Below are 14,115 nucleotides of genomic sequence, written 5' to 3'. Positions count from 1 at the left end.
GAAGGACCGGACGATCGTCGGGGAGCATCTGCTCAGCCGTCGCCAGCCTGTGAGGGATCGTCATGCGTCCTGGCCGTCGTGCTCTGCCGCCCGCTTCGCTCACCTGCCTGCTGACGGGCTGTTCGTCCGTCCAGCTCGGCAACCCGACAGCATCCGCCAGAAATAGCCCCGCCGCGGGGGCATCGGCCGCGTCGGCCGGCGGGGAGAAGGCGATCCCGGTGGGCGCGGGGCCCGCAACAGCACTACACCGTCCAGCAGCAGCAGCAGCCGCCCGCCGGCTCGTATCACTACCGCTACGAGCACGGCGAGCCCCTCGAGGACCGCACCTGCACGCCGGGTGCGGTCTCTCCGGCGGTGACGCAGGCGAATCTGAAGTCGACGATCTGCCGCAAGGGCGGTATTACCTCCGGCCTGCGCTCCTCTGCCTATGTGACGGGCAAGGAGAAGAGGCTGAACGCCGCCTCCTGCGGCTACACCGGCCGCATGGCAGACGCCGAATACGACCACCTCCTATCCGGCGTCGCTGCGGTGATGAGCGGGATTTGAGCTGGTTGCGACGTCGACGGCATGCCGCTGGGATCGGCTGGGCTGAGGAGTTCGTGAGGTGCGTCGTAGAGTCAGGCCGTGAAGCCGTTCATGAAGCGTTCGTTGACGTCGGTGATACGCACTGGCCGCGCCTACGGGGCTTGGCCTGTACTGGCAGAGTCGGACGGCGAACTGGCGTTGTTGTCGTTCTCCGACGGCGCGAGCCGGGTCTCCCGTTGGGACCCGCGAGGCGGCCGGGAGGCCTGGCAGGTGGATCTCCGGGCCGGGGGCGGTGAGTGCGCCGTTGCCCACTCGGCAGGAGGCGGTGCTGTTCTCGCCGTTGCGTCGGAGGACGGCGTCGAGCGTCTGGATGTGTTGACGGGCACGTCGTTGCCGAGCCCCCACATGGAACAGGTCACCACTATCTGGGACGTGGCGGCCGGCCTACTGCCCGATGGGCGTTCGTTCTTCGCAGGTGCCGGCCACGTCCACCAACTCGTTCATCGCTGGGATGCTGCCACCGGCGAACCGCTGAGCGCGCCCTTGGCCGGACATATGGGCTGCGTGATGGCTGTCGCGGTTGTCCCCGCGAGCGATACTGGTCGCGCGGTGATCGCCTCTGGTGATGAGGCGGGCGTCATCCTCCTCTGGGATGCGGCTACTGGCGTCAGGGTCGGAGACCCGATCACCGGGCCCGGTGATGCTGTTCGCCAGATCGTGCCTCTGAGGCTCTCCACGGGATCTGATCTCATTGTGTGCGTGGACCGCGACAGCCTCCTGTGGCGATGGGACGCGGCGACAGGCGAGTTGCTCGGAGCACCTGTAAGGCTGGGGTCGGAGTCGGAGTATCCGACCTTGACGGCGGCTGTCGTGGACGGGGCCTCCCGCCTGTTCGTCTCGGGCACGGGCGATGACAAGGTGTGGGAATGGGATCCTGTGACAGGCAATGCGGTCGACGCGGTCCTGCCCGGGATCAGTTTTGCTGTGCTGGTCCGTTCGGACGGGGCCGTGGTGTTCGCGGCAGGGACGCGTGAGGGCGATATCGCCCTTTATGCCTAGGCTGCGAGCTCATCAGTCGGCCTTTGACCTCACCGCCGGAGCCACAGCGTTAGCGAGACGAAGCGGGCCTTTTCAGTCGCTTGCTTGCGTCCCCACCTTGCGTCGCAGGGTGAGTAGTTCGTAGTGGGCAGCGGTGAGTGCGGCCTGCAGTTGTTCGCGCTGGCAGGATCCGGTCAGTGCGCTGGTCCAGAGCGAGGGCTTCGAACATCTATCGCGGGTCACGGTCGTGGGCTCGGCCGTCGGCGGATGGCTCAGAGAACATGGTCGGCCGCCCGGAGCCCCGCGGCGACTCGACCGCCAATTGGGATGCGCGACTCGATCGCTCTGTAGGACTAGGTCGGCGAGGTCGTCTGCCGGGATGGACTGCCGACCTCGCGCCTGGTCAACCCTTCGCTCCGACGCTGCCGTACTGCTCTGGACGCCAGCGGATCCGGTTGCAATCGAGACCACAATTGAGACCACGCACGGTCAGCGCGACGGGTCCTGCGCACCAGGCATTGTCAGTGGCTTCCTGCGTCCGGCCGGCAGCGAGATCCACAGCCGACCTTGCGATCAGGCGCAACGCCGTAATCTGAGGCGGCATCCGCCACGGGACGCGCCGGGCGGGGCGGGGCGGGCAGTGTGAACTCTCGTTGCCAGAAGCCGACGTCGTGCCACTCCGGGCTTGAAGCCGGCCGTCCGCAGGGTGCCGCAAGGGGTGAAGCCGAGCGCCTCGTGCAGGCGCACGTTGGGGTCGTTGGGCAGGCCGATGACGGGGATCACGCTCTTGAAGGCCCTGCGCCTCCAGCGTTTTCAGTAGATGCGTGTAGGGCCAGGCCCCGGCGCTGGTGGCGGTGGGAGACGTAGACGCCGGCCTCGGCCGTCCAGTCGTGGGCGCGCCGGGCCTTTCAGGGGAAGGCGTACGCGATGCCGGCGATCTCGCCGTCGGCCTCGGCGACCAGCCGGGGGTAGCGGGCGCGCAGGCGGGTGAAGTCGTCCAACACTCCTGCGGAGTTTGCGGCTCCGTACGGGAGTTGATTCGTGCTGGTCGCGACGTTTGACGAGGTCGCAGACGGCGGACACGTCCGCCTCGGTGGCGGGACGGATGTCGACGGGGGGTGGTTCCGGACTGACGCGGTTCCTTCGTTCGGTTCCCTCTGCTCCGTACGAGATCCGTCCCCAGACCATAACGATCCTGGATGCCATGGGACTTGACGCCTATCGCCCACTATCTTCACATCATGTCCACGCCACCCGAGGCTTCGCAGCCATCTGATCAGCCAGGCACCCCGGAGACGCCGGAGACGCCGGAGACGCCGGAGACGCCGGAGACGCCGGCGACCCCGAGCGCGTATCCGCACCCCAATCCGCAGTCCCCGAATCCGCAGCCCGCGGCTCCGGGTGCGCCGGGATCGGACCCGCCGCCGGCTCCCGCGCCCACACCGGCCCAGCCGAACTTCTACGCCCAGCCCACCCTGGTCGGCCAGCCTGCGCAGCCCCAGCCCCAGCCCCAGCACCCGCCGGGCAACCCGTATGCCGCGCAGCCCTACTACGGCCCCGTGCCCGTCCCAGCGGCCCCGGGTGGCGGTGGCGGCGCCGGGCGGGCCGTGCTGTGGGCGGTCGTCGGCGCGGTGGTCGCCTCCGCCGCATGGGCGGGCGGCTTGTTCCTCCTCGGCCGGGGCGACAGCGCCGACCTGCGCGGCTACAGCACCCCCTCGAACCTGTGCACAGGCGCGGACTACTCGTCGTTCAAGGACGAGTACCCGGATGACGACTCCTCGCCGCTCCGCAACTCCCTCAAGTCCGACGCGCTGGACGAGAGTTACTGCAGCCTGAGCCTGAAGAAGACCCCGTCCAGCTACGGGGATGCCTATCTCACCATGCAGATGGACCTGCACAAGAAGACCGATCCGGCGGCGGAGTTCACCGCTCTGTGGAAGAACTACCGCAAGAGCCACTCGGGTTACGACGTGGAGATCGTCAAGGGCATCGGTGACGAGGCGTATCTCGTCAGCAACGACACCACCAGCGGCACGACCAGCGGATCCATCCATGCCACTCTCGCCGCCCGGGACGGCTGGATGACGTACACCATGGAGTTCACCGAGTACCGCACGACGTACGACAGTGACACGAGCCCGCCAGATCTCAGCCAGGTCCGTGACTGGCTGAAGTCCGACACCAAGTCCACACTGGAGCAGACCAAGGACTGAGCGCCGGTGCGGTGGCCGGCCGGCGAGCACCACCTCGACGGCCGGCCCCGGACACCGAACGCATGGAGCCCAGGGCCCTGGGCATTCGCGGATCTGCACGTGATCGCACCGTGACCCGTGATGAAGGAGGGCACTACATGCTCATGGCACACCCGGCGGTTCGCCCCGGCCGGTGACGCTCGGCGCCACCGGTCGGGAACGGACCGTCAGTGACCGCTGCCGAGGCTCTGCGTGGTGTAGGAGCACTCGGTGTAGATGTAGCCGGAGCTGATCTTGGCGGTGTCCTTGGCGGGCGACGAGGTGGTGCGGTTCTTGGGCTTGTGGACGAAGTAGGTGGTGCCCGCTGGCAGGCTGATGGTGCGCTGGGGGTAGCTCTTGCCGCTGGAGCAGGGCTTGAAGCCGGGGGTGATGGTGTCGGCGAAGGAGTAGGCCTTGCAACTGCCGCAGGCCTTGAGGGTGAAACTGCCGGTGACGGGGCCGGTGTAGAGGACGGTGATGTCGTCGGGGCTGTCGTTCTTCACCGTCACCGAGATGCCGCCGCCGGAGGCGGTGGTGGGCAGCTTCTTGCCGGCGGCCGGGATGGTCTGGGCGATCTCGGCGGCTATGGCGATCTTCTGGGCGCGGGCCCGGTTCTTGTCGTGCTTGTGAGCGGAGGCGAAGTCGGTGAGGGTCTGCTGGGCCTCATCGAAGTCGCCGTGCTTGTACTGGTGGACGCCGCAGTCGTAGTCACCGGCGTCGGCCTTCGCGCCCGCCCGGTCGGCGTCCTTGTCGAGGTCGCTCGACTGCTCGCCCGCGCTGCCGGACAGGTCGCCGATCTGGGTCTTCAGCTCGCGCAGCTGGGAGACGGCGGTGCACGGGTCGTCGCCGTGTACCTCCTTGGCGGCGGCGTCGACGGCCGAACTCACCGCGGGGGCGACCTTCGCGGCCGGCTCGGAGTCGGGGAAGGTGTCCAGCAGGTTGCCGTACTGCGTGACCCAGTCCGAGTCGCCACCGGACATCCGCTGCGAACCGCACTCGTACAGCGAGGTGGCGAGCCGGTCGTCGGGCCATGTGCGCAGAGAGCCGATGGCGTCCTTGGGCATGGTGTCGGGCACCGTGCGCAGGTACTCGAGCGGTGCGACGGCGTCGCAGTAGTTCTTGTGGCCGTAGGCCGCGCCCACCGTCGCGTAGTAGGTCTTCATCCGGTCGGGGACCTCGGCCGCCGCGCGGGAGCCCGAGTGGTGGACCGCGAGGTTCCGGTAGGTCTCGAGCGCCGACCTGTAGTCGGACTTGCCGCTGCCGAACGAGTCCCGGCCGGCCGCTGTCACCAGGTCGTCGGCCTTCTGGAGCCGGTCGAGGAGGGCCTGTTCGATGGCCTCCTGGCGGGCGTTGTCGTACAGCACGGACCCGCCCACCGGTACGGCGAGCAGCGCCACGCCCAGCAGGATCGCGATCGGCGACCGTCCCGGCCAGGCCAGTCGCGTGCGCAGTGCGGCGACGGCGCCGTGGACGGCGGCCAGCACCAGGAACACGACGTACAGGCCGAGCGCGAGCCCGGGCACGCCGTCGGCGTCCGGGGGCAGCGCCACCAGCAGCAGGACGACGGTCGCCGCCCAGCACACGGCGGCCAGGACCCAGCGGCGCAGCAGCGCGTAACCCAGGCCCAGACCGCTGAGGTTGAGCAGGGCGACGGCGACGGCCCGGCCTGCGTCCGGCGGCGCGGGCGGAGGACTCGACGGCATGGGCGGTACGAATCTGTTCTGGCCGTAGAAATCCCCAGACATGGTGGGCTCCCCCCGTCAATACAGCCCGCTTGCTTATGAATTGGCAGTGTACGGCCAATGGTGAGGAGCCGATAGGGCGGCCGGTTCCGTTTGTGATCACATCGTGGTCAACCGGTGGCCCGGTCGCCGCCGCCCGCAGGCGTTCGAGGTCCGCGAGGCGTACCTGGACGACCATGACGGCGATCAGGGCGGCGATCACGTGGAAGACGGCGGCCATCACGAACGCGGCCGAGACACCGGCGGTGAGGATCTGGTCGGACCAGGGCGACGGCAGATGTCCGGTCCGCCCGAAGCGCAGCCGTTCGGCCGGGGTGGCCTGCGCCAGGAACGCGGGGACCTGGGTGTGCGCCGCGTCGCGGCCGGCCGTGCCGAACACCGTGACCAGGATGGACAGGCCGAGCGAACCGCCCACCTGCTGGGTAGCGTAGAGCAGCCCGGAGGCCGCGCCGGACTCGTGGACGGTGACGTTGGACAGCGCGGTCAGGGTGAGCGACACGAACTCCATACCCATGCCCATGCTGAAGACGAGCATCGGGCGAGGATGCTGCCCGCGTGGGTGGAGTCGACGTCGGTCCGGTGGGAAGTGGAAGGCGCACATGCTCCCCGTGGGCGCAGCCGAGGGGCAGGTCCAGGGCTCATGGTGGTGTCGGTCTTTGCGGCATCCCCTGAAGGCGATGCCGCAAGGACCGGGAGGGGCGCACGTTGGAGGCGTCCCTCTGTGAGAGGAGTCGGCGGCAGCCCGCCTGCCCACTTGATGAGTTTCGGCGAGGCGGGCAACCCACTGGGCGGCGGTGGCGAAGGCGACCCGGTGACCTGCCTGGCAGGCCCGAATTCCGAGCCCGGTCGCGAGGTGGGTTTTGCCCGTGCCGGGCGGCCCCAAGAAGATCACGTTCTCCTTGCCGACGACGAAGTCCAGCGTCCCCAGATGGGCGATGACCTCGCGTTTCACGGACCGCTGGCGGTCGAAGTCGAAGTCCTCCAGCGACTTGCGGGAGGGGAAACGGGCGGCGCGGATGCGTCCCTCAGCACCGTGCGAGTCGCGGGCTGCGACCTCTCGTTGCAGGCAGGCGGCCAGATACTCCTCGTGGCTCCAGCCCTCGTCACGGGCCCGCTCGGCCAGTCGGGCGGCCGCGTCCCGCAGGGCCTGGGCCTTCAACGCTTGGTCAGGTAGATGAGTTCTGAGCCGACGTCGCGGGCCGTCCTGGTCTGGTTCGTGCTGTTCTTCGTGCTCATCACGCTGCCCCTTCACCCGTGCTCAGCCCGCCGTCGATGACGCCGAAGATCCGGTCGTAGGTCTCCAGCGACCGCTCCTCGACTTCGGTCACCTCCGCCGGCTTCTTGTCGGCGGCCGTCTTGCGGGCGGCCGCGGCGGCCGCCGCGTGGTCGGGAGTATCAGGCCGAGGGCAACCTCGGCGGCCGCAGAGCGCTCACTCTCGCTGTCCTGCGCAGCCGCTCCGACAACTCCCGGCGCGCCCGCGACCTCGCCCACCGCCTCGGCATCACCAACATCAACGGTTTCCGCGTCGAGATGTCCCAACGGGCCCACCGCGGCCTCATCCACAGGACCGGCCCCGCCACCTACACCCTCGCCTGCTGACCACAGCGCCGCAGTTGGATAGCCCTCTGACCAGCTTCAACTTCCCGGCCTTGGACCATGAAGGAACGGCCGCAAGCGCCTTAGACGTCCCCGAACCGGTCGGCCCACAAGTTCTTGGCGAGGGCGGGAGAGGGCAGGGATGTAGTGCCACGTGGTACGCATTCCGCGGCACCCTCCATGGGTGGCGACGGCAGAATCAGGTCCTGGAAGATGACACTTCGAGAGCGCAGGTCGGCTGCAGGGCAGAGGTCCGCTCAGTACACGCGGCCTGTGCTCGCTCCGGTTCTGCCGGGTGCAGCAGTGACCTGCCTTGACGGTCCGTCGATGCCGGGCCCGCTCTCGATCGACTTGGCCGGGCCCTCACACGGGTCCGGCACTAGGGGAGGACAGCGTGACAGACACGGGGTCTCAGAGCGAGGCGCGAAGCGACGAAGGGAGCGACAGACCGAACGGGCGGCGATTCGGGTTGGTGACGCGCAGGCGCCGGCGCCTGCAGGAAGTGGCGAACGGCCATGGGCTCGGCGCCGTGCGGCGGGTGCACCGCTCACGGCTGGCGCTGTGGACACGACCCTTCTCGCCGTTGCTGACAGCAGCCGTGGGCGGCCTCTGCCTCGTTCTGGTGCTGGTCCGCAATCCCGTCGCGGCGGTCCTTCTCGCCCTGCTCATACCTGCCGGGTTGTTCATCTATGCCTCTGCCGTTCCGTCGAGGCTCCCGGGGGGCCGGCAGTGGATCGCGGTGTGCGAGGGCGGACTTGTCGTCACATCCGAGTTCCGCCCAGCACGGGCCGTTGCCTGGACTGATGTACGAGAGTGGCAGAAGGCAGCCCGCAGGCTCGGCCTCGAGACATCCGACGTGCTGGTCGTCGAGGCTGAGGGCCAGAATGCGGAGATCGCGATCGGCACGGTCAGCCGACGCAGCGATCTGGTCCGCGCCCTCATGACCCGTGCTCCGGCCCCACGCAACTACCAGCGAGGCGTCCGCGTCGCTGTGGCCGCAATAGTCCTGGCGGGCATGCTCGGCTGGCTGGCGAAGTGGCAGTTCCTTCCCCGGCACGAGGTCGCGCTGCCCAGCATCGACAAACTGGGCGCGGCCTGCGAGACCCCCGGTATTGCCTATGACAGCGCAGCGGCATACGGCGGCTCGCCCCGTCCGCTCGTCATCTACCAGGAAACGGACGGGGGTTACCACCACCTCACGCTCGCCGAGACGGCTTCCGCGTCGTCCGCCATCAACCCCCAAGCGGCCGACGCAGTGCAGCTGATCGCCTGCGTACGACGGGACCACGACGTCGCCGGTCGCAGCTCTGACACCAGGTGCGACTACGCCTACAACAACGGAGTGGGAACCGTCTACCCCGGTCGGATGCCGGACTTCACCCTCTACGTCGAGGTCGCCCACTATGTCGTGGACGTCTATGAACTGCGCACCCACCGCAAGGTCGCGTCCCGCCAGATCGACGGGGACGACATCACATGTCCCGGGTCCGTCCTGCCCTCGGAGACCATCTACAGCAGGATCAGCGACGAAGCCTTCCACCGACTGCTCGACCCCTTGACGCGCTCCTGAACGGGTCACACGCAGGGCGGTGGCCCCCACCCTTCCACTCGGGGACGCCGCCCTGCGTCCACCCCGAAAGGCGCCCGTCTGTCTTTCACTTGGCGCTACCTGGTGCGCCCTGACGGCAGGTTCTTCCGCGTCGGCAACTTCGATGGTTCCCTCGACGACACCAGCGACGAAGAACTTACTCGGCTGCATACATCCGGGGGACGCCGTGACGACGACCGTAGGGAGCGGGCCTGCTCCGACTGCGGCGGGCAGCTGCTCCTTCACTGGTACGGGCCGCTGGGGACCGGGGTGTGGTTGGCGCTTTGCGCGGACTGTGAGGCTCACCGTCCCGCCGCCCACGCTTTCATCCGGTGGCGTCGCGGGGTGTGTCAATTTACGGCTGATCTTGGTTGTTGGTGGTCAGTTGTTGCTCGGGGTCAGGCGGCCCTCGAACTTGTCCCAGTCCTGACGGGCGGCATAACGAAAGCTGTTCCGCAGGAGGTGAAGCTGTAAGAATTCAACAAGGTGTTTCGCTGTCTTCTGTGACGGATGCGAGTACGTCGGCGGCCGTTGCGAAGCGTCGTTCGGCGAGTGTCGGGACGTATGTGTCCTGTTCGAGCAGGGGACGGACATCGTCGATGGCGTTGCGGATGGTGCCGCGGCTGACACCGAACAGGTCGGCCAGGGTCTGCTGGTTGCATAGATCTCGCTGGGAAAGGACCGTCGCGAGGATCCGGTCCGCGTCGGTGATCTTTTGGCGGAAGACGCCGCCACGGGTTCCGGGGCGCCGGTCGCCGCCGCGTTTGCGATGCCGACGTTGTTCGATCGTGGCCTGGTAGGGCACGGTGATCCGGTCGATCAGCGCCTGGAAGTCCGGCCGGGGCATGCCGGTGAGTGCGGGGTGGGACAGGGTCTGGGAGAGATCCATTCGGCTGGTGGCCGCACCGTCATTTGCCCAGTCGCGTAGTTCCTGGGCGGAGGAAAAATAGTGCGCGGTCTGCGAGATCGTGATCTTCTGCGCGTCTATGAGTGTGCGGGTCTCGCTGATGACCTGGCCGATCGTGACCGGGTTGATGGCGAGCAGGTCGACCAGAACCTTCTGGGAGCAGACGCGGCGCAGGTAGGTCACTGTGACGAGGATGCGGTCGGCGTTTGAGAGCAGGGGCCTGCCATGTGCTCCGGGGGCCTTCAGACGTCGGCCGCCGCGCTGCTGGAACTTGCGCTGTTCGGCCTGGGCGGCTTGCGCGGGGGCCAGCCGGGCGCACAGTGCCTCCAACTCTGATGAGGTCATGCCGCTCAGACGCGGATCGGCGAGCATCGCCAGAACCTGCGACCTGCTCTTCTCCCGATCGCTCGTGTTGACCGCGCGAGTGCCGGCAGTGCAGACCGGGGCGATCGTGTAGTTCCAGGACCCGTGTTGGTCATGGGGTGTGATCGGCAGAGAGTGCAAGTGCTCGCGGCTGACGGAGATTCCCACCGGGTAGGTCCCGGTGTCCAGCTCGGCGTGAACGCGCAGACCGGTGCGGGTGCGGGTCGCGGCGATGCTGTTGACCACGACTTCGTGGCTGGTCAGGGGCCTGCCACGCCAGTTCATGGTGATGTGGGAGAACAGCCGATGCTCGACCTTGTTCCACTTCGAGGTGCCCGGCGGAAAGTGGCAGACGGTCACCGTGAGACCCATCTGGGCGGCAAACGCGGCGAGTTCGGCCTTCCATAGCCGGTAGCGGTAGCTGTTGGATCCTCCGCAGTCCGCGGTGATCAACAGTCTGTCGGCATCCGGGTAGTCCATCCGCCCGCGGGCCCGCCACCAGCGGCGGATCGACTCGACGGCGAACACCGAGGTGTCGTGATCGGTGCCGACGTTCACCCAGCCGCTGTCGTGGGCCAGATTGTAGATGCCGAAGGGTATCGCCACGTCGACGTCGGGGCCGATGAAGTAGAAGCTGTGGTCCTCCACCTGCACCGGATCGCCGGCTGGGCGCCATTGCCGCCCGGGGTTCGGCAGCTGCCCCAGCTGTTCCTTCTTCTTGGCATCGATGCTGATGACCGGCTGACCGCCGGACTGGTGCCCTTTGACCTGCTCGTTGATGTAGCGGAACTGTGCGTTCCGGTCGGGGTGCTGCTTGCCCTCCAGTGTCTTGGCGCTGGCCTGCAGGCTGAAGCCCTGCCCTTTCAGAAGCCGGCCGACGGTCGGAGCGGAGACCGGGTGCCCTTGCCGGGTCAGCTCCTCTGCGAGGTTGCGCAGGGACTTGGTGGTCCAGCGCAGCGGCGACATCGGATCACCCCGCTCGTCCGGCTCCACCAGCTTCAGCAACGCAGGAATCAGGGAAGGATCCTGTTCCTCGGCGGGCTTGCGGCCACCCCCGGGGCGCCGGACGCAGCCGTCCGGCAGCGGATCCCCACCGGCCTCCAGCTCGAACACCCCGTTACGGACCATGCTCTCGCTCACGCCGGCCACCCGCGCAACGGCCCGTACCCCACCGTGTCCGAGCAGTCGGGCCTCCTGGGCCAGCATAAGACGTCGTTGACGCTCGTTCAGATGCGGCAAGACGACCTGGAACCGCAGCGCGAGCTGATCCAGAACGTCGGCGGCGAAGCTCATACCAGAGCAACGATCTTGTCCTATGAAAGCAACGGGTTGATTCTTTACGGCTTCGGTGAACCACACACGGTTGGACAATCGTGCGAGGCCAGACGGTCTCCACGGCCTCGGGGAGGCCCTTGAGTCCGTCGCAGACCAGCATCAGCACGTCGTCCAGGCCACGGTTCTTCAGCTCGGTGAACACGTGCAGCCAGTACTTGGCGCCCTCGCCGCCGTCGCCGGCCCAGATGCCGAGAATGTCGCGGGTGCCGTCCACGGTCACCGCCATCACGACGTAGACCGGACGGTTCGCGACCTGCCCGTCCCTGATCTTGGTTCTGTCGACGATCTTGTGATCCGGACGGCTGAGTACGTTGCTCCGTCTGTTCGCGATCATGCATCGCGTGCTCTCGTGATGTGCTCCTGGGGCTGTTTCCGTACCTGTCCGCATTGGTGATCGAGGAGGTGGAGAGACGACCGGACCGGGTGGTGCTGAGAGCGCGGGTGCGGGCGACGACTGGCTCCTGTGGGTGCGGTCAGAGCTCGGCCCGAGTGCACGGCCAGTACGTACGCAGGCTGCGTGATGTCTCCGTGGGCGGGCTCGGTGTCGTGATCGAGTTACGCGTGCGCCGCTTCCGCTGCGAAAACCCTGCCTGCATGGCGGTGACGTTCGCCGAACAGATCTCAGGACTGACAACCCCGCACAGCCGGCATACCCCGCTGCTGCGCGAGGTGTTGACCCAGATCGGGCTGGCCCTGGCCGGCCGGGCAGGAGCCCGACTGGCGTCCGCGGTCGGCCTCACCATAGGCAAGGACACACTGTTGCGGCTGGTCAGGTCCCTGCCCGAGCCGGAGATCGGCAAGGTGGAGATCCTTGGCGTCGACGACTTCGCCTTCCGCAAGGGCCGCCACTACGGCACGGTATTGATCGACATGGCCACCCACCGGCCGCTGCACCTCTACGACGGCCGCGAAGGCGAGGACCTGGCTGCCTGGCTCCGTGATCACCCTGAGGTGAAGGTCATTTGTCGGGACCGTTCCAGCGGTTACGGGGAGGGCGCTCGGGTCGGGGCGCCGCAGGCCGACCAGGTCGCGGATCGCTACCACCTGTGGGCCAACCTCGGCCAGGCGGTCGAGAAGACGGTCAACGCCCATCGCTCCCGCCTGGCAGAACCGTCTCCCGGCTCGAAATCCACCCCCGACCAGGTGGAGGTGGAGCCCGAGGTGGTCCAGCCGGTGAAAGACCTGAAGATCGTGATCCGGCTGCGTGAGCAGCATGCTGCGGCCCATGAGCTGTGGCAGCAGGGGATGTCGAAGGCGGCGATCGGCCGGAAGCTCGGGCTGCACCAAGCCACCGTCCGCAAACTGGTCAGCGCCCGTTCCGCCGACGATGTCGTGGCTAAGAGCCTCCAACGAGTGCATGTCGTCGACCCGTACGTCGGCTACTTGCACCAGCGCTGGAACGAGGGCGTCAGGAACGCCGCCCAGCTCTACCGCGAGATCAAGCAACTCGGCTATCCCGGTGGTGAATTGGCTGTTCAGCGGCATCTGCGGCGCTACCGGACCGGGCGCGGACACGCACCCGATCCGGGACCGAAGCCCGACGGTCAACTCGTAGCGATCGCCGGAGTGTGGCTGTTTGGTGCGGGTGGTGCCGCTGGGAAGCAGTCGCTGGGCGTCTGCTTGTGTCACGTGCTGACCGACTTCCTCTCCGTAGGCGGTATCGAGGTCATCAACACGGCCCGCCTGCGTGCCTACCTTGAGACCGTCGGCTCACCCCTGGACTCCGGCTCGGCCATCTGCGACTGCGAGACCCTGACGAACGAGGTCTTCGAGCAACTCCCGTACACGACACCGGACGACCCGGACAGCCCCGCGCCCTGGTACGACCCGGACGTCCCCGGGAGCGCCGACTTCGCCGGGTTCCTTCCGCTGTCCTTCGAGGGGATCGACGACTACCTGGTGAAGCGGGCGGTGACGAACACTGTGGTCGGCGGCGGGGCGCTCGGCCCTGCCCGGGTGCAGCCGCGCATCATCACCGTGACCGGCATCCTCCTGGGGGCGACGTGCTGCGCGGCGGAGTACGGGATGCATTGGCTTGGCCGGCGTTACAGGGCTGCACCGGCAGCGCGTGCGGCGGGGACTGCGTGACCGTGTTCAACTGCTGTCCCGGCGAGGAGGAGACGGCGGCGGCCTTCAACGAGCGGCACCGGCGCAGCTATCGGCGGGTGGCCCTGGTGGACGGGCCGACGGTCACCGCCCGCGACGGCGACGGCTCGTGCAGCGTCGGGCAGTGTTCCATCGGGGCGGACATCATCACCGTGGAGTTCATTCTTGTGGCTGCCACGCGGACCCGTTCTGTACCCTGTCGGCGCCGCCGCAGCCGGGTACGCCTTCCTCCTGCTTCTGCGAGGCGACGGGCACCAACCGGGAGTGCTACGAACTGGACTTGTCCAACCGGCCGGCGCGGGGAACGGACATGCCCGTGATCTCGGTGTTCGCCGGGAGCGTCTGCCTGGAAACCGATGCGCTCCTGCCGCCTGCCGACGATGCGCGGCTGACGGTCGGGGTCACCGGACGCGGCTGCTGACTGGCCGCAGGACACGAGCGCGGTAGAGGCTATACACGACCCTTCGGTAAGTGAGGGTGGTTTGCGTCCGGTTCCTGGTGGCTGATCTCGACTGCCGGTTGTGTCACTCAAGGGTTTCGATGGCGGTCACGCGCTGCCTCCCCTCCCGTCTCTGCATGCATGGGCGGGACCCTGTTCACCCCTGACCAGGGGAGGCGGTTGCTGAGGCTGTGGCGGGCAGGCATCGGGAGGGGTGAGATGTGGACAGGCTCCAACCACCCCC

General features: G+C 67.9%; 9 protein-coding genes and 3 pseudogenes. 6 read left to right on the top strand and 6 right to left on the bottom strand.

Annotation, left to right across the window (positions count from 1 at the left end; all coding sequences use genetic code 11):
• The first annotated feature begins 354 nt into the window (after positions 1–354).
• The 3 genes from ACIGDI_RS34080 (at position 355) to ACIGDI_RS34070 (ending at position 3,776) form a co-directional block, all read left to right on the top strand.
• Positions 355–546 (top strand): hypothetical protein, encoded by a 192-nt coding sequence (locus tag ACIGDI_RS34080; RefSeq protein ID WP_399904927.1) that lies wholly within the window; start codon positions 355–357, stop codon positions 544–546.
• A gap of 78 nt (positions 547–624) precedes the next feature.
• The gene (locus ACIGDI_RS34075) at positions 625–1,584 is read left to right on the top strand and encodes a WD40 repeat domain-containing protein (protein ID WP_399904924.1); all 960 of its coding nucleotides are present in this window, start codon (positions 625–627) and stop codon (positions 1,582–1,584) included.
• A 1,220-nt stretch (positions 1,585–2,804) separates the two neighbouring features.
• The gene (locus tag ACIGDI_RS34070; RefSeq protein ID WP_399904921.1) at positions 2,805–3,776 is read left to right on the top strand and encodes a hypothetical protein; all 972 of its coding nucleotides are present in this window, start codon (positions 2,805–2,807) and stop codon (positions 3,774–3,776) included.
• A gap of 206 nt (positions 3,777–3,982) precedes the next feature.
• On the opposite strand, the gene ACIGDI_RS34065 is transcribed toward ACIGDI_RS34070, so the two are convergent.
• The 3 genes and pseudogenes from ACIGDI_RS34065 to ACIGDI_RS34055 form a co-directional block, all read right to left on the bottom strand.
• A complete protein-coding gene (locus ACIGDI_RS34065) occupies positions 3,983–5,539 on the bottom strand; it encodes a hypothetical protein (RefSeq protein WP_399904918.1) in 1,557 nt (518 codons plus the stop codon).
• 115 nt (positions 5,540–5,654) lie between these two features.
• Positions 5,655–6,112, bottom strand: a pseudogene (locus ACIGDI_RS34060) (MFS transporter); the annotation flags it as partial.
• 226 nt (positions 6,113–6,338) lie between these two features.
• A pseudogene (locus ACIGDI_RS34055) lies at positions 6,339–6,788 on the bottom strand (ATP-binding protein); the annotation flags it as partial.
• A gap of 817 nt (positions 6,789–7,605) precedes the next feature.
• Between ACIGDI_RS34055 and ACIGDI_RS34050 the strand changes: the two are divergent.
• Together ACIGDI_RS34050 and ACIGDI_RS34045 are read left to right on the top strand one after the other, a co-directional pair.
• Positions 7,606–8,703, top strand: coding sequence for a hypothetical protein (locus ACIGDI_RS34050; protein ID WP_399904915.1), 1,098 nt, complete (start codon positions 7,606–7,608; stop codon positions 8,701–8,703).
• Between the two features lie 102 nt (positions 8,704–8,805).
• On the top strand, positions 8,806–9,195 hold the full coding sequence (locus tag ACIGDI_RS34045) for a DUF6300 family protein (RefSeq protein ID WP_399904913.1): 390 nt from the start codon (positions 8,806–8,808) through the stop codon (positions 9,193–9,195).
• 4 nt (positions 9,196–9,199) lie between these two features.
• Here the strand turns inward: ACIGDI_RS34045 and ACIGDI_RS34040 are convergent, their stop codons facing one another.
• Together ACIGDI_RS34040 and ACIGDI_RS34035 are read right to left on the bottom strand one after the other, a co-directional pair.
• The gene (locus tag ACIGDI_RS34040) at positions 9,200–11,284 is read right to left on the bottom strand and encodes an ISAzo13 family transposase (protein ID WP_399904910.1); all 2,085 of its coding nucleotides are present in this window, start codon (positions 11,282–11,284) and stop codon (positions 9,200–9,202) included.
• 46 nt (positions 11,285–11,330) lie between these two features.
• Positions 11,331–11,597, bottom strand: a pseudogene (locus ACIGDI_RS34035) (transposase); the annotation flags it as partial.
• An 83-nt stretch (positions 11,598–11,680) separates the two neighbouring features.
• On the opposite strand from ACIGDI_RS34035, the gene ACIGDI_RS34030 reads away from it, so the two are divergent.
• Positions 11,681–13,414, top strand: a complete 1,734-nt coding sequence (locus tag ACIGDI_RS34030; protein WP_399904907.1) for an ISL3 family transposase — start codon at positions 11,681–11,683, stop codon at positions 13,412–13,414.
• 67 nt (positions 13,415–13,481) lie between these two features.
• Here ACIGDI_RS34030 and ACIGDI_RS34025 read toward each other — a convergent pair whose 3' ends face one another.
• Positions 13,482–13,610: a hypothetical protein gene (locus ACIGDI_RS34025; protein ID WP_399904905.1), complete on the bottom strand. Its 129-nt coding sequence runs from the start codon at positions 13,608–13,610 to the stop codon at positions 13,482–13,484.
• Positions 13,611–14,115 lie beyond the last annotated feature (505 nt).

The sequence above is a fragment of the Streptomyces sp. NPDC085900 genome, assembly GCF_044540925.1.
Lineage (GTDB): Bacteria > Actinomycetota > Actinomycetes > Streptomycetales > Streptomycetaceae > Streptomyces > Streptomyces gilvifuscus.
The sequence above is the reverse complement of the archived record's forward strand: the minus strand, read 5'-3'. Positions and strand labels throughout refer to the sequence as shown.